We start from the raw sequence: 18,093 nt of genomic DNA, 5'->3' as shown, positions 1-18,093 counted from the left end.
CAAACGAAGCCCATCGAACACTCATTCCCAGTCATGATTGCGGACCTGACTTTCATAGAGGATGCCGTCAGTGTTGCTATTAGCCCATAGGCCAAACGCATTATTACTATCAGCACGATTATCTGCAAGATAGCCAGACAAGGCTTGCCTGATTAACTCTGGCCGAGAGAGATGGCGTATAGCGGCCAGATTATCTCATTGCCGGAGATCTTCTTCAGGTAAATCGATCGCGATGCGTGTCATCAACGCCCTCTCCCGGATGAATATTGATAGGTATATCATCGATCAAAATAGTGCTTCCCTCCACTAATTTCATTAGCATCAGAGCAAGCTGACGTAACCGACCACAAAGGAGACTTGTATCATGACTGCGTTGCACAACGATTTATCCCGGCAAAATGTGTACGATGACCCTGTTTTTTTCGAAGGATATAAAACATTACGCCAGAAGGACTCCGGCCTGAACGGCGCGCTGGAGCTGCCCGCGATCCGCGCGTTACTGCCGGAACTGAGCCACTTGAACGTGCTCGATCTTGGCAGCGGCTTTGGCGATTTTGCGCGATACGCCCGCGCCAAGGGCGCCGCCCATGTCACGGGAATTGAACTGTCAACGCGTATGCTGGCTGAGGCGCAACGCCTGACGGATGATCCGGGCATTACCTTTCAGCCTATTTCGATGGAGGATTTTGCGGCTGATGACAATATCTATGATCTGGTGGTGTCGTCATTAGCCTTGCATTACGTCGAGGATTACACGGGAATATGCCGCAAGGTTTATAAGGCGCTAAAATCCGGCGGCTATTTTATTTTCAGCGTTGAACATCCGGTTTGTACCGCCTGGCCGGTGGGGTGGATCACCACTGAAACCGGCGAACATTGGCCGCTGGATAATTATCACGATCAGTCGATACGCCATACGAAATGGTTTATAAACGACGTTATTAAATACCATCGCACAACTGAAAACTATGTGAATACCCTGCTGAATAGTGGATTTACCCTGCGCGCGTTGTCTGAGCCGCAGCCGACAGAAGAAGCCCTGGCACAACGGCCTGAATTAATGAAGCACTGCCGCCGGTCACCGTTTTTAATACTTAAAGCGCAAAAGTCGCTGTCGGCACCCGTGCTCAATGTGGGTTGACCGCTATTTTCCGCGTCTGCAGTGAATACTCTCCCCTTGCTTACCGTCCTAAATAAACAGTGGTGATCTGGGTACGCTAGTGCCCCAGCTCTCGGCGTATGGTATCGGCACGTTCTGGCCATGTGTCGATAAAACGCGATTTTTTAAACATGATGGCGTGACATGTTTATCGCATCGACATACTAAGGCTATATGTCGATGAAAACGGTTTTTATAAACATATGAAGTGGAATCCTAACCCCCCCCCCTCACAACGAGTTGCCGATACTGCCGCCTGAACTGAAGTGCGTTGAAATGCGCAGCATCTCAAAGCGTGCATAAGTCCTGTATTAGCTCCCTGATAATTCATACACATTGACCCGCCTAAAATTTGAGGTAGGCGCAGAACTATGTTCACGTCTGGTCAAAGCGAAATCATGGGATGCGAAGGTTGGATGGTAACGCATGCCCGATATATTGACCAATCGTTCCGAAAATTATAGAGTCTCTACACCGGCATTCCCCAATTGCCGTATTGGCCGCCTTGGCGACATGAATCTATCAACCAGGAGGATTCAAAAATGATGGCCTTGAATCTCGGTATATTGCCTTTCAGACCTCTTTACACCCGTTTTCGAACGGTTGTTCAGAAGATGAGGACGCTGCTGTTGGTGTTGTCGGCCGGTGTCTCGGCATCGGATACGCTCTTCGCCCACGCACATGCGGCGGAGTCGGCCCAGAGCACGGCTGCAGGCACGGCCAGATCTGTTCCGTTCGTCGAACGCGCCTTGCAGAAAGGTCCCCGGGTCTTGCTGGTAGAGCTATTCGACACGACGCTCTATGTCTTCAATGACGCCCATGAAGTGGCTGGGCCGGTGTTGAATGTGCTGCGCTCCTTGGGCTTCGAGCCAGTGTTGCCCGAGGGGGTGATCGTGCCGCAGTCGGGCTCGCTGCCGTTATCGCTCGACAAGCTACGGAATACCGAAACGCAGCACGTGTTCTTTATGAACTTCTCCCGTGATGAGGCATTTGTTGTGCGGACAGGCCGGGAACTGGCGACAATTGCAGAGGGAGCCTTCTATCGCATGGATGGGACGGTATCGGAAGCGTTCTCCACCCGGTGGAAAGAGGAGAACTTGCTGCCGCGTGTGAGTGATGCCATCAAACAGGGCACGCAGTAAATGTCATGTGCAAACCATCCATATCGTCCGGAGTTTCCTATGAGTTCGCTGCCAATCTATTTTTTCGCCGAAAAATGGAATGATCATTCCTTATTTAGGTGTGATTGTGATGTACCCGTTTCTATGAAAGGAAAGATGAGTGATGAGATCACGACACAATAAGCCAGTTTTGCCCGAACAGGACGGGAGAAGGCCATCTTCCCCCGGCGATCTCCCTGCCGCAGCGCACATTCCCGTTGCGCCGATCGCGATCCTGGCGGTTGCCGGCTTCCTGCTGGTGACCACGGAGTTTGTCATCATCGGCCTGATACCTGCCTTAGCGCGCGACTTCGGTGTGACCCTGTCGCAGGCCGGGCTGCTGGTATCGCTGTTCGCGTTCACCGTGACCTTCTGCGGGCCGGTATTAACCGCGCGGCTGGCCGGACGCGAACGCAAGCGCCTGTTCACGATCATTCTACTGATCTTTGCTGGCGCCAACCTGATGGCGGCGATATCCCCGAACGTCTGGATATTGGCGGTGGCGCGCTTCATTCCCGCGCTGGCGCTGCCCGTGTTCTGGGGAACGGCCAGCGAGACGGCCGCACAACTGGCCGGCCCCCGGCACGCGGGACGTGCTGTCGGGCGTGTCTACCTGGGCATCTCTGCCGCCCTGGTCCTCGGGGTGCCGCTCGGCACGGTGATAGGCAATGCCATCGGATGGCGCGGCGCTTTTGCGGTCCTGGCCGGCCTGACCTTGCTGGCTGCACTGCTAATGCACGTCTGCATGCCGCGACCGCCGATGGTACCCGTGGCCTCACGATCGGGCCAGTTCAGCCTGCTGAAGTCGTCCAGGTTCCTCATGCATGTCCTGCTATCCGTGCTGGTTTTCACCGCGATGTTCACTTCCTACACATTTCTGGCCGAGTTGCTGGAAGGCGTCGCGGAGATTGCACCATCGTGGGTGGGATGGTGGATGATGGGATTCGGCATCGTGGGGCTGCTGGGCAACTGGCTGGGCGGGGTCATGGCCGATCGCAATTCCCTGGGGGCCACCGTTGGTTTTCTGTTCCTGTTGGCAGTGGTCATGGTGATCCTCGTCCCGGTTGCGTCCAATCATTGGGCGTTGTCTGCGGTTTTGGCGTTCTGGGGAATCGCCTATACGGCGCTTTTCCCGATCTGTCAGATCCGGGTGATGCAGCATGGGCAGCAGGCCCAGGCGTTGGCCGGCACGCTTAATGTGTCGGCCGCCAATGCCGGTACCGGTTTGGGGGCGGTTGTTGGTGGTTGGGTTATCAGCGAGCTCGGAACGGCATTCCTCGGCTACGCGTCCGCCGCACTGGCCGTCGTGGCCGTCCTATGTGCGTTGCCGTTGTTCCGGCAGAGCAATCAATGAGGCCTTCGAACGCGGATTCGGTATGAGCCGCGCGTCCGATCTTAATGCGTGGGGTGCCGTGGCGGGAGTAATATTGGGTGTTCGTTCTTTAATTATATTAAACTGCTACAACTGAATTTAGGATCATGAACGTTGATGCCCAGCCAAAGTCGCTCTCTCCCCGGTGAAACCACACGCGGCCGGCCGCGCCAGTTCGACCCCGAAGTCGCGTTGGTGGCCGCCATGCGCGTGTTTTGGAAGAACGGCTATGCCGGTGCCAGTATCAGCACGTTGCTCAAGGCGATGGGCATCAACCGGGCCAGCATGTACGCCGCCTTCGGCAACAAGGAAGCACTGTTTCGCCAGGTGCTTGACCGCTATGAGCGGGAAAAGTCGGCCTACATGCTGGACGCTTTGCAGCAGCCTACGGCCCGTGGCGTGGCCGAACAACTTCTGCGCGGTACGCTGGCGTTGCAGGCCGAAGGCGACAATCCGCGAGGCAGCATGAGCATCGTGCATTCGGTCAGCAGCGCACCGGGCGACGAGTCTGTCCGGCAGTATGTGCTGGAACGGGGAGCGTATTGGCGCATGCGGCTCATCGAACGGATCGAGCGGGCGCAGGCCGAGGGCGACTTCGGATCAGAATTTGATGCCCGCAGCCTTGCGTTGTCGCTCAAGGCGACCACAGATGGCCTGTTGATCGCGGCCGGGACCGGTACAAGCGATGCCGAACTGAAAGGTATCGTGCAGACGTTCCTGATAATGTGGCCAGGGCGATAGACCCAGGCAGAAGCTGATCCGAATTGCATCGATTTTGCACCGGACATCGCCCAGCGACATGAACCCCGTCTGATTGAGGCATTTGCCGTGGCGGCCATTAAAGGATTACACCGCGGCATTCTCCGTCGGTTTCCCCGGTCGGGAGAAATCGATTTTTATCCGGCGCGCGTAAACCCACTTATCGAGCATTTTACCGGCCAATTCACCCGGCGATCGCCCAAATGCGCTGGGATAAGGTAGCAGTATTACGTGCGACCGAACGATATCGCACCGGACCGCGGCTGGCGTTGAACACATCCCGTGCCTGACGCTGGCTGGCTCCATAGCGCGTCTGCACGTCGAGGATCCATGCGCGTAACCGCGTTAGCGTCAGATTGTTTTTGACAGCACATCCTGCAGCATGGCTTTGCTGAGGCTTAAGTCTGCCACCAACTTCTCAGCCGGGCATTGTCTTCTTCCTGTTGCCGTAAGTGCCTCAATTCAGCGGGGAAAGTCCGCAGAATAGTTTTCGTCAAATGCAAAACGCGGCATCGGAAATCTCCAGCGTGCGACAGACCACCGGTACCGGCGTAGCCAGTTCTGCATGTTTGAGCGCAAACGCGATCTGCCCTTCGGTGTAGCGGGACTTTTACATCGGCATCACCGCCATCAACGGGATGGGTTTATCGTGCCGGATTTCCAGTTTTGGGTGGAGTAGAATATTGGGTTAGGGTCAGTTCTAACTGCCCCCATGGATTAACACAATGCAGTTAGAACGCATCACCTTAGTCAAAAAATAAGCAATGTCACAGCAGAGGAAAAGTCACGATGGATCTTGTGGATAGTGTCGAAGCAGGCAAACTGACGCCCAGTGAATTGATTGATACCCTGGCGAAAGATAAAAATTATGCAGCTTCCAAGTGGGATCAGCGATACCGCGAATTTACGACCTTGCTACAACAAACCTCAACTTTTGCTGAGCCTGAAACGGATGATTTAGTTAAGAGGCTTTGGTATGAACGTGACAACGGTATTGCAAGTATTCGTCAGGGCGTTCCATCTTTAGCGGAATATCAGCAAAGCCTACCACTGCTCAGAGAATTAACCGAGCGTATTCGTCAGCAACCAGATGAAGCAACCTACCGATATGTTGGCGATGCTCTAAAGCAGGCCAAAGAGACCGGACTTCTAAAGCGTATGTATTGGAGTTTGAGAAATCGTGTCTTTGCCGCGTTTTCGCCTGAGGCATGCACCAGTACCGTGGATGAGAATGCGTTTAATAAAGCGGCAGAATTCCTAAATAAGCAATTCATCCTCGGTTTGGAACTTAACGGAAATTGGCTTCAGAAAAATTATCAACTAAAGCAGGCCATACACACCCAGTCTCCTAATGCAGATCCTTATTACGTGAATATGGCTATCTGGCATCTCTATGAATTGCTTCGTGAACGCGATAATGAACAAAAACAGGAGAAAGTATCCAGCACGACATCAACAGCCAGTAGTGAGCTCACCGAAATTAAGACTCTCCCACATTCACCAACTAATGTGATCTACTTTGGTCCACCTGGCACTGGCAAGACCTTCACGTTGCAGCAAAAGATGAAAGAGTACATCTCTCATGCTGAGCCAGCCGATCGTGATGCCTGGCTTGATTCTCACCTTGAATCGTTGAACTGGATGCAGGTCATAACGCTAGTGCTGCTCGATCTTGATAAACGAGCAAAAGTTCGCCAAATTATTGAGCATACGTGGTTTCAACGTAAGGCATTATTAAATGGTCGTAATGGCAATCTATCGAATACTGCCTGGGCTGCTTTGCAATCCTATACCGTTCCCGAGTCGTTAACCGTTGATTATAAGAATCGTCGTGAACCTGCCGTATTTAACAAAACTGATAATAGCGAATGGTTGCTAGTTGATTCACAGCTCGAGCAAGTGGAGGATTTGCTAGAGCTCTACGCCGAACTTAAACACGGCCCTAAATCTGCCGAGTCCATCCAGAGATTTGCGGTGGTTACCTTCCACCAATCTTACGGCTATGAAGAATTTATTGAAGGTATCTGCGCTCGCTCAGATGAAAGTGGCAATATCTCTTACCCTATTGAGCCGGGTATCTTTATGCGCCTGTGTCAGCGTGCGAATGCCGATCCAGCCCATCGCTACGCCATTTTCATTGATGAGATCAATCGCGGCAACATCTCCAAGATCTTCGGCGAACTGATCTCGCTCATCGAAGTAGACAAGCGTGCGGGTATGTCCAATGCCATGAGCCTGCAATTGTCTTATAGCGGTGATCACTTTAGCGTACCCGCCAATGTCGACATCATCGGAGCCATGAATACAGCGGACCGTTCTTTAGCTCTGATGGACACTGCTTTGCGCCGTCGCTTTGACTTTGTCGAGATGATGCCTGATCTCTCTTTACTAAGTGGAACTAAGGTGAAAGGCATAGAACTCGAGTCATTGTTAGAGAAACTCAATAGCCGCATCGAAGCGCTTTACGATCGAGAACATACGCTGGGGCATGCGTTCTTTATGCCGGTAAAAAATGCACTCGATGCCGATGATGAAGAAGCTGCATTTAAACAATTGAAGATCGCATTCCAGAAAAAGATCATTCCGCTGTTACAGGAATACTTTTTCGATGACTGGAACAAGATCAGGCTGGTGCTGGCAGACAACCAAAAGCAAGACGACAGCTTCCAATTCGTAATTGAGAAAACCGACGATCTCGATACGCTTTTTGGTAACAACCATGGTTTACGACGCCATGATCAGCAATCGACAGCTTACGAACTCGAAGCATTTGATCAAGAGATCTGGAATATGCCGCAGGCTTATCGTTCTATTTATCAGCCACAGCAGACCACTCCTGATGAGCAGGCTGTAGACCATGGGTGAAGTTATCTCTGTTTTTGAATATGACCTGCTGGGGAGTGGAAAAGCGACTTCAGTTGGCGCAAAGCTGGTCCCTCAACAGGTCTTTGATTATTTAGAAGCACTTAGCCTAGCAAGTATTCAAGGGAGCCAGTTTCTCAAACTCACCTCCCGCTCAGGTTTCAAATTGCTTCAGGTACAAAACTACGCGGGGATGCTTTCAACACCTCACGGTCAACAGCTTGAGATATTGCCTAAGGTTGGCAAGAACCTCACGCCTGCGAGTGCACGAGAAACATTAATCACGATGCTAAGCCACCTGCCTGGGTTTCGACATATTCAAACCCAGCAGGCCACTCTTCAGGCACAACGCATGCCTTTGCTCGAGATTTTTATCAGCCAGTTTTTGCAAAGCGTCAGCCAGTTACTTAAACAAGGTTTACGATCCGACTATGTGGGCGAGCAAGGTAATCTGTCTTTTATGAAGGGTAAGCTGATGCTTTCCGCACAGTTGCGGCATAACGTGGTGAACCGTCATAAGTTTTGTGTTGATTATGATGATTACATGCCGGATTGTTCAGCCAATCGGCTCTTACATTCCGCGCTTAATAGGCTACTAAGTCTGAAGCTTTCGTCTGAGAATCAACGCTGGCTTTACGAACTGTGTTTTGCTTTTGACGGTATCCCACTTAGTCGGGATATTGAAAGCGATATAAACAGCTTACGCATTGAGCGTGGTATGGCTCATTACAGCGAGCCAATAACTTGGGCACAGTTGATCCTGAGAGGAATGAGCCCGAGTGCCTTGCAGGGAAACGCCAAAGCCATATCACTCTTGTTTCCTATGGAAGCGGTGTTTGAGTCTTTTGTTGCACAAACCCTCCACGATGAATTACCCCCTCACCTCAAAGTTAAATCACAGGCTGCCACTTATTCCTTGGTGAAGCATGGGGCTTACGACTGCTTTAAGCTTCGCCCAGACTTGTTGATTCAGTCACGCCAACCGGTTCAAACCAAAATGGTGATGGATACGAAATGGAAGATAGTGAATAGTAGCCAGCAAAAAAAATCGCTATATGGACTGGCGCAAGCCGACTTCTATCAGATGTTTGCCTACGGCCAAAAATATCTTGGTGGCAAAGGTGTGATGTATCTAATTTACCCTGCGCACGATGACTTTAACCAACCGATACAGCAGCATTTTGCTTTCTCAGACACCTTAAAACTATGGGTTGTGCCATACCAGATTACAGCAAAGCGCGGGGAGAGGATGATGTGGGCGGGTGATGTGTCCAATATATAGTGACTAAGCCAGTTGGAATGTGGTTTTGACCCCATATATCCATGCACCTATTCCCGCTTAGGTTGATGGTTTCCCCCTGCGCCGATATTCTCTTGGTGAGCGATATCCTAAAGCGCTGTGCGGGTGATATTCGTTGTAATGTTCGAACGCTAACGACAGGTTTAACACTGCCGTCTGGCTGTCCGGTTTTGGCATCATGCCGATATAATCACGCTTCATCGTCTTAACGAAGCTTTCTGCTACACCATTACTTTGTGGACTTCTGATCGCGGTCGTTCGGGGCTCCAGGCCCAGCATTTTAGCGAAGCTCCGGGTTTCATCGGCACGATAGGCCGAACCGTTATCCGTCAGCCATTCGAGGGGCGCTGTCGGCAGGTTTTGCCCGAACCGGCGTTCAACTGAGCGTAGCATAACGTCCTGTACCGTATCGCTGTCATAACCGCCGGTGCTGGCCGCCCAGTCCAAGGCTTCCCTGTCGCCACAGTCGATGGCGAAGGTGACCCGCAGCTTTTCGCCGTTATCGCAGCGGAACTCGAAGCCATCCGAACTCCAGCGCCGATTGCTTTCGGCCACCGCCACCCGGCCTGTGTGACGACGGGTATCCGGTGTGGGACGGGGTTTCGACTCTAACAACAAGCCGTTGTCACGCATCACGCGCCATACCCGTTTTGCGTTCACCCTCGGCAGACCTTCCTGCTCCGAACGGCGGCGCAGATTAGCCCAGATGCGTCGATAGCCATAACTCGGAAGGTCGGCAACTTCGGCACGGATGTGTTCCAGTAATTCGGCGTCATCTTGATGCCGCTGCATGCGACCGTCCTGCCAGTCAGCCTGCCGATAACGATAAAGCGAGAGCTGCGCACGCGACACACCCAGAGCTTCACTCACTGGTTTTACTCGTCGTCCCCGGGCAATAAGGGTCCGTGCGCAATCCATTTTTTTGCTTTGCCGTATTCTACCGCCTCCTTAAGGATCTCATTTTCCATGGTTTTCTTACCCAGGAGACGCTGGAGTTCACGGATCTGTTTCATGGCACTGTTTAACTCAGAAGCCGGCACAACTTCTTCGCCGGCAGAGACCGCCGTCAGGCTGCCATCCTGGTATTGCTTACGCCATTTAAAGACTTGATTAGCATTCACATTATGACGACGAGCGACAAGAGAAACGGAGCTTCCTGGCTGGAAGGTCTCCTGAACGATGGCGATCTTCTCCTGCGGAGTGCGACGACGGCGTCGCTCTGGCTCAGTAAGAACAGTACCCATGATTTCGCTTTGACCAGTCTTGAACATAGTTCCAAGCCTACCTCTTATTTTAGGCGGGTCAAAGTGTATGGATCATCAGGGGGCTAATACAGAATGAGCCAGTCCATGGAGCCGTTGGGATGGACCAGCAGAAACATGCCGTTCCCGTCTGTCAGTTTGTACTCTTTGTTGTCTTCCGCCTTTGCAGAACGCACTTTTACATCGGTAAGAGCCATGATGCATGTCCATAAGCTGAGTGAGCGCCATGAGGATACAAACGTTATCGAACCAAGATATACCCTCAGTTATATACTCACAAGCAGGTTGATATGGGTTGAATCTGGTTGACGTCGATTGACTGAAAAAGCGAGAGGAGCCTTACGGGGACTGGATTTTAGACATAAAAAAAGACCTCAGTTGAGGTCCATTTACATACTAATGGTGCCGAAGGCCGGAATCGAACCGGCATGCCCGAAGGCGGTTGATTTTGAATCAACTGCGTCTACCGATTTCGCCACTTCGGCACTGAAGTTAGTATACGGAAAACGAGGTGCATTATACCGTTAACGCATCCCGGCGCAATACTAATCAGCTTCAGGTGCTGCCGACTGCTGAAAAAACACCCTTCCGGGCGGGTTCATGCGGCCGGTATGTGAACCCATCCCGCGCCGGCGCCTTTTTTACCGCTGGCATCCCGGGCACCAGTAAAACGGCCGCGATGCCACCGTGGTTTTTTCTATCGGCCGGCCGCAGCGCTCGCAGGGCTTGCCCGCGCGGTGAAAGACCCGGAAGCGGAACACCGCGCCGTGGTGCTTATTGATATCGCTTCGTCCCCGGGTGGCGTAGGACAAGCGCGGGATGTCAAGGATGGCCTCGCACAGGCGGCGCAGCTGCTGCGCGCTTAAATCACGCGCCTTGTGCTGCGCGGTCAGGCCCGCCTGCCAGAGAATCTCCACCCGCAGGTAGTTGCCCAGGCCGGCGATAAACGACTGGTCCAGCAGCAGGCCGCCGAACTGGCGGCCGCTAAAGCGGGGCGACGATAGGCGATCGATGACCTCGTCCACCGTCAGGGCCATATCCAGGGCGTCGGGACCGATGCGCAGTAAAAACGGATGCGCGGCCAGTTCATCGGCGCTGAGGATTTTGATATCCGAGGCGCTGTAGAGCAGGATGGCCTGGTCGGCGTTTTCCAGGCGCACCCGCAGATCGCGTTTGGTGACCGGTGATTCCCCGGCTGCGGCCACCCGCCAGACGCCATAGAGCTGGTTATGGCTGTAAAGCACCTGGCCATTGGAAAACCAGGTCAGCAGGGCTTTGCCCCGGGTATCGATTTTCTCGATATGCTGGCCCACCAATCCATCCTCATAAGGCTTAAGGTGGGGAAAAGCGAACCAGGCCCGGGTTATGGGCCTGTTTGCCATCGCCGCCAGCAGGGTATCGGCGGCGCGGCGGATTTCCGGTCCTTCCGGCATTGCTGCACTCCGTTATGTTCCGTTTATGTTTCGTTTCTGTACTTAAGATAGCACCGGCCGTCGGGAATAGTCTTAATTTGCCGTCCGGCGGGGGGTTTTCACCCGTCCGCGCTGGCGGTGCGGCGCGGGTGTGGGGTAGGTTATTCGCAGATTAACAGCCGGCACGTCCGGCGCGACTATTTCAGGAGTATGCTTATTATGATCACCACCCACCGCAGGTTCATGGCGCTGGCCGTTGCCGCCGCGCTCTGCACCGGTTTGGCCTCGGGCGTGGCCCAGGCGGCCGGCAACTGGATGGATTCGGTTAACAGCGCGGTTACCGAGCTGAATAAATCGTCCACCGGCAACGGGTCCGGCACCGCCGGCGCCACCACCGGCAATAACGCCAGTTCACTGGCCGCCCTGTCGGGCCTGCTGAACGGCGGCGACAAGGCGTTAAGCTCCAGCAGCATGACCAATGCCGCCGGCGTGCTGCAATACTGTGTTAAAAATAACCTGCTGTCCGCCAACGGCACCTCGACGCTGAAGGACCAGTTGCTTGGCAAGCTGGGCATTACCAGCACCGCCAACGCCAAAAGCCAGGATTATCAGGAAGGCCTGGGCGGCCTGCTGACCACCGGTAAAAACGGCCAGGTGAATCTTAACGATCTGAGCAATTCCCAACTGGGGCAGAAGGTGAAAACCAAGGCCTGCGATGTGGTGCTGAAACAAAGCAAGAATTTCATTTCCTAACCGCGCGGGATAAGGCGCGGGAACTACCGCGCCGGATATGCCGTCCGGCATGGCATATGCCCGCGGGCGACAACGCCACCTATACTAAAGGGTAGTTGCAATTCTCAGACTAAGTTCAACATAAGGCACATCCACCGTCAGTTTGTGTGTATTAGTTTCCCTCCTCCGCTTATATTCGGTTATCATAAAACCGCCCTTCACATGGTAAACATAATATTAATATCATGCTATTTACACTCAATTAACTATATTATGAAACGCAACAATAATGGCAAGACATGCCAGCGCCAGCGCCCTTTCGCGGTCATTTTATGGCCTTCTCCGGCGCTGAGGCATTTCATTGGAGATATTTTCGCCTTGTCATCGTTAAAAAATAAAAGATAAAATCATTAGTCACTGAAAGCAGTACGTTAATAATTCTCATGCTATCGATATATAGGAGCAGTAGAAGCAGGATAATAATTTATTTTGCATTTATATCCGTTTAGCTATCGGATATCCCTCAAACCAGCGTTCTAGATCATGACAATTATATGAATAACTTTGATTTCAATTTATTGATAGTACTCAATGCGCTGCTGGAAGACTGTAGCGTAAATCTGGCGGCCAGGAAACTGAACGTCACCGCGCCGGCCATCAGCAAATCGCTGAATAAGATTCGGGGGCTGTTCAACGATCCCATCCTGGTGCGCAGCGGCACAAAACTGATCCCCACGCCCAAGGCTATCGCACTTAAGGAGGATGTGCGCCAACTGGTCAACCGCATTGAGTCGATGCTCAATACCAATATGGCCTTTGAACCCCATACCACCACGGTGTCCTTCACCATCGCGGCGAACGCCACCATCGTCTTTACCCTTAACGCCTCGTTATTCAGCGAAATACAGCGCAGCGCGCCGAATGTCTTTATTAATATGGTGCATGATTCGGAATTTGATGATGATTTCCTGCGCTCCAACGATATTGATCTCTACATTGGCGAAATGCGCGATCTCAATCCGGAAATTACCATCCGCACCATTCACTCGGCCAAATGTTATTTTATGTGCCGCTGCGGTCACCCTATTATTTGTGGGGATAAAAATATGGATAACTTATTGAAATATCATTTTGTCCAGACCAAGGAAAAATACCCGGCCGGGTCGGACGAAGCAATGAAATATTTTTGGTCCACGCGCCATGTGATGGGCACCACGCCCGGTTATATGGCCACCATGAACGCCATTACCCATTCCGACGCGCTGGCCATCGTGCCGGATTTTGTGGTGAATAACCTGCGTAAACTGAATATCGCGGTGGAGTTTTTCAGCGCCGATTTTGATTTGGGCAAACGCAGCATCATCCAGGCTTGGCATTCCAAGCATAATCACTCGCCCTGCCATAAATGGCTGCGCGACCTGACCAAGGTGATGTTTGTCGAGAGTATTAAATGAGTTTTTTACGGTTGTAATAAGAGAGCTGAATCTGAAGGTCGATGCAATGGGCCTGCGCCAATCCAACCCGGCGCTAACAGGTTTTGCCTGTTAGCGCGTCGGGATATCTTTACCGTTTCTTCAAAAGCAACGCCACGCTTATCACCAGGAAGGCCATGCTGGGGAGCAGCGCGCCGAACAGCGGCGGCATATTGTACACCAGGCTGAGCGGTCCGAAGATCTGATCCAACACGTAGAACAAGAAGCCGAAGCTGATACCGGTGATCATCCGCACGCCCATCGCCACGCTGCGCAGCGGGCCGAAAATAAACGACAGGGCCATCAGCATCATCACCGCCACCGAGAAGGGCGAGAAGATCTTGCTCCACATATTCAGCTGGTAGCGGCTGGCTTCCTGCCCGCTCTGCTTGAGATATTTGACATAATCGTATAGCCCGGAAATAGACAGTGATTCCGGGTCGAGCGCCACCACGCCCAGCTTATCGGGGGTGAGGTTGGTTTTCCATTCCCCGCTGAGCGTTTGCCGGCCGGTGATCTGCTGGCTGTCGGTCAGGTCGGATTCATCCACCTGCGCCAGGCGCCAGGTGCCGTCGGTAAAGGTGGCGCTGGCGGCGTAGCGCAGCGTCTGCAGGCGGTTCTCGTGGTTGAAGTGATAGATATTCACCCCCGACAGCTGGTTGTCGCTGACCACCCGCTCGATGTAGATAAAATCGCTGCCGTCCTTGGCCCAGAGACCGTTTTGCACCGACAGCATGGAGCCGCCGTATAACGACTGCGAGCGGAAATTACGCGCCATCTGCTCGCCCTGGGGGGCGACCCATTCGCCGATGGCCATGGTCAGCAGCACCAGCGGGATGGCGGTTTTCATTACCGCCGCGGCGATTTGCATGCGGGTGAAACCGGAGGCTTGCATCACCACCAGCTCGCTGCGGCTGGCCAAAGTGCCGAGCCCCATCAGCGCGCCGAGCAGCGCCGCCATCGGGAAAAAGATTTCAATATCCTTCGGCACGCTCAGCAGGGTATAGAGCCCGGCGCCCGCCGCGGAGTAATCGCCCTGCCCCACCTTGCGCAGCTGATCGACGAATTTGATGATGCCCGACAACGACACCAGCATGAACAGGGTCATCATGATGGTGTTGAAGATGGTTTTACCGATATAGCGGTCCAGTACTCCAAACATCAGGCCGCTCCTCTGATATGTAAACGTTCGCGCGCCCGTCTGAACGGTACGCTGTCCCACAGGTTAAGCAGCAGGGCGATGCCCAGGTAGGCCAGGTTGACCAGCCACATCCATATCACCGGATCAAGCTTGCCCTTGGCGCCGTTGGAGCGCAGCGAGCTTTGCAGCAAAAAGAACACCAGGTACAGCAGCATTGCGGGCAGCATGCTTAATACCCTGCCCTGGCGCGGGTTGACCGCGCTGAGCGGCACCACCATGATAGCCATGATAAACACCGATATGATAAGGGTAAGGCGCCACTGCAACTCCGCGCGCGCTTCCGGCTGGCTGGATTGCCACAGGGCCTGCAGGGTCATCTGCTCGGCGTCGTTGTTGTTCACCGATACCGCCTGGTGGCCGATGACCGCCTGGTACTGGGTAAAATCGGTAATGCGAAAATCACGCAGCAGCGCGGTGCCCTCGTAGCGGGTGCCTTTATTGAGGTTAACCACCTGCGAGCCGTCGGGACGCTGGGTCATATGGCCCTGGTCCGCCACCACCACCGAGGGGCGCGAGTTACCATGCGGGCGCAGCTGCGCCAGGAAGACGTTCTGGAATTCCTGCCCTTTGACGTTGCCGACAAAGAGGACGGAGTTGCCGTTTTGCGCCGCCTGGAACTGCCCGCCCACCATGGCCGCCATGCTGGGGTTGGCCTTGGCCTCCGCCAGCACCTCGTCCTGGTGCCGTGACGACCAGGGCGACAGCCAGATGACATTGGCGGCCGCGAATAACGCCGTCAGCACGCTTAACAGCAGCGCCGCCTTGATCAGTACGCTCTTGCCCAGCCCGCATGCGTGCATGACGGTTATTTCGCTTTCGGCATACAACCGGCTCAGGGTCATCAGTAACCCAAGGAACAGGCTAAGGGGAAGAATCAACTGCGCCATTTCCGGCACGCCTAAACCGAGCAGGGATAACACCAGGTTTGTCGGGATATCGCCGTCTACCGCCGCGCCCAGGACCCGCACCAGCTTCTGACAGAAAAAAATCAGCAGCAGGATAAACAGGATGGCCAGCTGGCTTTTAAAGGTTTCCCGAACCAGATATCTAATGATGATCACGCTTATTTCGCCTGTGAAAACTTGTCTTTTTGCAGGAAAATCGATAATTTCTTCGCTAATGCACTATTAATGCGTATCAATTAGTCACCTTTATCGCCAGATAGAGTATAACAACATTAAGCGTTCGGCTGTGCTATGAGAACGCACTGATTATTGCCGGAATAACGTCCTTTGCGTCGTTCAGATTAACACATAAGAGTTAATGCAAAGGCGGGGGATACGATAGGGAATGAAATATTTTATCCCGGTTGGCCGTCTTTGTCTTTAAGATTCAGGAGAGTGCATGGAGTTCAGTGTAAAAAGCGGTAGCCCGGAAAAACAACGCAGTGCCTGTATTGTCGTCGGCGTCTTCGAACCGCGCCGTCTGTCGCCGATTGCCGAACAGCTCGACAAAATCAGCGATGGTTATATCAGTGCCTTACTGCGCCGCGGCGAACTGGAAGGGAAGGTGGGCCAGACATTGCTGCTGCACCATGTTCCCAATGTGCTTTCCGAGCGTATCCTGCTTATCGGATGCGGCAAGGAACGCGAGCTGGATGAGCGCCAGTACAAGCAGGTGATCCAGAAAACCATTAATACGCTGAATGACACCGGATCAATGGAAGCCGTCTGCTTTTTGACCGAACTGCATGTCAAGGGGCGTAACACCTATTGGAAAGTGCGCCAGGCGGTGGAAACCTCCAAAGAGTCGCTTTATACCTTCGACCAGCTGAAAAGCAATAAGGCCGAACCGCGCCGGCCGCTGCGCAAGATGGTGTTTAACGTGCCCACCCGCCGCGAGCTTACCGGCGGCGAGCGCGCCATCCAGCATGGACTGGCCATCGCCTCCGGCATCAAGGCCGCGAAGGACCTGGGCAATATGCCGCCCAATATCTGCAATCCGGCCTACCTGGCATCCCAGGCGCGCCAGTTGGCGGATAAGTACGGCAAGACCACCACCACCCGCGTTATCGGCGAGCAGCAGATGAAAGAGCTGGGCATGAACGCCTATCTGGCGGTCGGCCAGGGCTCGCAAAACGAATCCCTGATGTCGGTTATCGAATATAAGGGCAATCCGGACCCGGAAGCGCGTCCGATCGTGCTGGTGGGCAAAGGCTTGACCTTTGATGCCGGCGGCATCTCCATCAAGCCCGCCGACAGCATGGACGAGATGAAATACGATATGTGCGGCGCCGCCACCGTGTACGGCGTGATGCGCATGGCGCTGGAGCTGAGCCTGCCGCTGAACCTGGTGGGCGTGCTGGCGGGATGCGAGAATATGGTCGACGGGCGATCCTTCCGTCCCGGCGATGTGCTGACCACCCTGTCCGGCCAGACGGTGGAAGTGCTGAATACCGACGCCGAGGGGCGGCTGGTGCTGTGCGACGCGCTGACCTATGTCGAGCGTTTCGACCCCGAGCTGGTGATTGACGTCGCCACCCTGACCGGCGCCTGCGTTATCGCCCTGGGCCATCACTTGACCGGGCTGATGTCCAACCATAATCCGCTGGCCCACGAGCTTATCGCCGCCGCCGAGCAGTCGGGCGACCGCGCCTGGCGCCTGCCGCTGGGAGATGAGTTCCAGGAGCAGCTGGAGTCCAATTTCGCCGATATGGCCAATATCGGCGGGCGGCCGGGCGGCGCCATTACCGCCGGCTGCTTCCTGTCCCGTTTCGCCCGCAAATACAGCTGGGCGCATCTGGATATCGCCGGCACCGCCTGGCGTTCGGGCAAGGCCAAAGGCGCCACCGGGCGTCCGGTCTCCATGCTGGCGCAGTTTCTGCTCAATCGCTCCGGTCTCAACGGTGACGAGTAGGCCTAAAAAAGGTAAACTTGTCCGGGCGGCCCAGGCCGCCCGTTATTTTTCCGTTCTCCCCCTCAGGCTTGACTAAAACGGTACATGAAAAACGCAACCTTTTATCTTCTCGACCGGCAGGATCTCCAGGAAGGGCTTAGCCCCATGGAGCGGCTGGCCTGCGATCTGGCGGCGCTCCACTGGCGCGCCGGCAAAAGGGTGCTGATAGCCTGTGACGACGAGGAGCAGGCGCTGAGGCTGGACGAAGCCTTATGGCAGCGGGACCCGGCCGCCTTTGTTCCCCATAACCTGGCGGGCGAGGGGCCGCGCTATGGCGCGCCGGTGGAGCTGTGCTGGCCCAAGCGCCGCGGCAATGCGCCGCGCGAGCTGCTGATAAGCCTGCTGCCGCAGTGCGCGGATTTTGCCTCCGCTTTCCATGAAGTGATAGACTTCGTCCCGGACGAAGACGCATTAAAACAGTTGGCGCGCGACCGGTATAAAGCCTATCGCAGCGTCGGCTTCCAATTGACCACGGCCACGCCGCCAACGCAGTGAAATACGACGCAT

The 18,093-nt window shown here is 54.2% G+C and carries 13 protein-coding genes, 1 tRNA gene and 2 pseudogenes; 10 read left to right on the top strand and 6 right to left on the bottom strand.

Annotation, left to right across the window (positions count from 1 at the left end; all coding sequences use genetic code 11):
* The first annotated feature begins 364 nt into the window (after positions 1–364).
* The 6 genes from ACL2XQ_RS00950 to ACL2XQ_RS00925 all read left to right on the top strand — a co-directional run bounded on the left by ACL2XQ_RS00950 (position 365) and on the right by ACL2XQ_RS00925 (position 8,594).
* A complete protein-coding gene (locus ACL2XQ_RS00950; protein WP_413739942.1) occupies positions 365–1,141 on the top strand; it encodes a class I SAM-dependent methyltransferase in 777 nt (258 codons plus the stop codon).
* A 560-nt stretch (positions 1,142–1,701) separates the two neighbouring features.
* Positions 1,702–2,301 carry a hypothetical protein gene (locus tag ACL2XQ_RS00945; protein WP_413739941.1) on the top strand — a complete coding sequence of 200 codons (600 nt, stop codon included), beginning with the start codon at positions 1,702–1,704 and terminating at the stop codon, positions 2,299–2,301.
* Between the two features lie 142 nt (positions 2,302–2,443).
* Positions 2,444–3,673, top strand: a complete 1,230-nt coding sequence (locus ACL2XQ_RS00940; RefSeq protein WP_413739940.1) for an MFS transporter — start codon at positions 2,444–2,446, stop codon at positions 3,671–3,673.
* Between the two features lie 135 nt (positions 3,674–3,808).
* Positions 3,809–4,432, top strand: coding sequence for a TetR/AcrR family transcriptional regulator (locus tag ACL2XQ_RS00935; protein WP_413721903.1), 624 nt, complete (start codon positions 3,809–3,811; stop codon positions 4,430–4,432).
* Between the two features lie 807 nt (positions 4,433–5,239).
* Complete coding sequence (locus ACL2XQ_RS00930; protein WP_413739939.1) at positions 5,240–7,315, top strand: AAA family ATPase; 2,076 nt, start codon at positions 5,240–5,242, stop codon at positions 7,313–7,315.
* Entirely contained in the window at positions 7,308–8,594 is a 1,287-nt protein-coding gene (locus ACL2XQ_RS00925) for an McrC family protein (RefSeq protein ID WP_413739938.1), read from the top strand. The genes ACL2XQ_RS00930 and ACL2XQ_RS00925 overlap by 8 nt, the downstream gene beginning before the upstream one ends.
* A gap of 78 nt (positions 8,595–8,672) precedes the next feature.
* Here ACL2XQ_RS00925 and ACL2XQ_RS00920 read toward each other — a convergent pair.
* The 4 genes and pseudogenes from ACL2XQ_RS00920 to nei form a co-directional block, all read right to left on the bottom strand.
* Positions 8,673–9,856, bottom strand: a pseudogene (locus ACL2XQ_RS00920) (IS3 family transposase); the annotation flags it as partial.
* An 86-nt stretch (positions 9,857–9,942) separates the two neighbouring features.
* Positions 9,943–10,071 (bottom strand): annotated as a pseudogene (locus ACL2XQ_RS00915) (Arm DNA-binding domain-containing protein); the annotation flags it as partial.
* A gap of 203 nt (positions 10,072–10,274) precedes the next feature.
* Positions 10,275–10,359, bottom strand: a tRNA-Leu gene (locus ACL2XQ_RS00910).
* A 156-nt stretch (positions 10,360–10,515) separates the two neighbouring features.
* Entirely contained in the window at positions 10,516–11,307 is a 792-nt protein-coding gene (gene nei, locus ACL2XQ_RS00905; protein ID WP_413739937.1) for an endonuclease VIII, read from the bottom strand.
* A gap of 198 nt (positions 11,308–11,505) precedes the next feature.
* Between nei and ACL2XQ_RS00900 the strand changes: the two genes are divergently transcribed.
* The gene (locus ACL2XQ_RS00900; RefSeq protein ID WP_413739935.1) at positions 11,506–12,039 is read left to right on the top strand and encodes a DUF2501 domain-containing protein; all 534 of its coding nucleotides are present in this window, start codon (positions 11,506–11,508) and stop codon (positions 12,037–12,039) included.
* A gap of 533 nt (positions 12,040–12,572) precedes the next feature.
* The gene (locus ACL2XQ_RS00895) at positions 12,573–13,472 is read left to right on the top strand and encodes a LysR family transcriptional regulator (RefSeq protein WP_410012528.1); all 900 of its coding nucleotides are present in this window, start codon (positions 12,573–12,575) and stop codon (positions 13,470–13,472) included.
* 109 nt (positions 13,473–13,581) lie between these two features.
* Here ACL2XQ_RS00895 and lptG read toward each other — a convergent pair whose 3' ends face one another.
* Positions 13,582–14,652: an LPS export ABC transporter permease LptG gene (lptG, locus tag ACL2XQ_RS00890; RefSeq protein ID WP_410012529.1), complete on the bottom strand. Its 1,071-nt coding sequence runs from the start codon at positions 14,650–14,652 to the stop codon at positions 13,582–13,584.
* Positions 14,652–15,752, bottom strand: a complete 1,101-nt coding sequence (gene lptF, locus ACL2XQ_RS00885; protein ID WP_410012530.1) for an LPS export ABC transporter permease LptF — start codon at positions 15,750–15,752, stop codon at positions 14,652–14,654. The genes lptG and lptF overlap by 1 nt, the downstream gene beginning before the upstream one ends.
* A 283-nt stretch (positions 15,753–16,035) precedes the next feature.
* Between lptF and pepA the strand changes: the two genes are divergently transcribed.
* Positions 16,036–17,547 carry a leucyl aminopeptidase gene (gene pepA, locus ACL2XQ_RS00880; protein WP_331122916.1) on the top strand — a complete coding sequence of 504 codons (1,512 nt, stop codon included), beginning with the start codon at positions 16,036–16,038 and terminating at the stop codon, positions 17,545–17,547.
* An 84-nt stretch (positions 17,548–17,631) separates the two neighbouring features.
* Positions 17,632–18,081, top strand: coding sequence for a DNA polymerase III subunit chi (locus tag ACL2XQ_RS00875; RefSeq protein WP_410012531.1), 450 nt, complete (start codon positions 17,632–17,634; stop codon positions 18,079–18,081).
* The last annotated feature ends 12 nt before the right edge of the window (positions 18,082–18,093 follow it).

Origin of the sequence: Sodalis sp. RH14, assembly GCF_047324285.1 — a bacterium.
In the GTDB taxonomy this organism is placed as follows: Bacteria; Pseudomonadota; Gammaproteobacteria; order Enterobacterales; family Enterobacteriaceae; genus Acerihabitans.
The sequence above is the reverse complement of the archived record's forward strand: the minus strand, read 5'-3'. Positions and strand labels throughout refer to the sequence as shown.

Coding starts and splice junctions, on each gene's coding strand:
- ACL2XQ_RS00940 (WP_413739940.1), top strand. CDS start 2,444: ATGAGATCACGACACAATAAGCCAGTTTTGCCCGAACAGGACGGGAGA.
- nei (WP_413739937.1), bottom strand. CDS start 11,307: ATGCCGGAAGGACCGGAAATCCGCCGCGCCGCCGATACCCTGCTGGCG.
- ACL2XQ_RS00930 (WP_413739939.1), top strand. CDS start 5,240: ATGGATCTTGTGGATAGTGTCGAAGCAGGCAAACTGACGCCCAGTGAA.
- ACL2XQ_RS00945 (WP_413739941.1), top strand. CDS start 1,702: ATGATGGCCTTGAATCTCGGTATATTGCCTTTCAGACCTCTTTACACC.
- pepA (WP_331122916.1), top strand. CDS start 16,036: ATGGAGTTCAGTGTAAAAAGCGGTAGCCCGGAAAAACAACGCAGTGCC.
- ACL2XQ_RS00895 (WP_410012528.1), top strand. CDS start 12,573: ATGAATAACTTTGATTTCAATTTATTGATAGTACTCAATGCGCTGCTG.
- lptG (WP_410012529.1), bottom strand. CDS start 14,652: ATGTTTGGAGTACTGGACCGCTATATCGGTAAAACCATCTTCAACACC.
- ACL2XQ_RS00900 (WP_413739935.1), top strand. CDS start 11,506: ATGATCACCACCCACCGCAGGTTCATGGCGCTGGCCGTTGCCGCCGCG.
- ACL2XQ_RS00935 (WP_413721903.1), top strand. CDS start 3,809: ATGCCCAGCCAAAGTCGCTCTCTCCCCGGTGAAACCACACGCGGCCGG.
- ACL2XQ_RS00875 (WP_410012531.1), top strand. CDS start 17,632: ATGAAAAACGCAACCTTTTATCTTCTCGACCGGCAGGATCTCCAGGAA.
- ACL2XQ_RS00950 (WP_413739942.1), top strand. CDS start 365: ATGACTGCGTTGCACAACGATTTATCCCGGCAAAATGTGTACGATGAC.
- ACL2XQ_RS00925 (WP_413739938.1), top strand. CDS start 7,308: ATGGGTGAAGTTATCTCTGTTTTTGAATATGACCTGCTGGGGAGTGGA.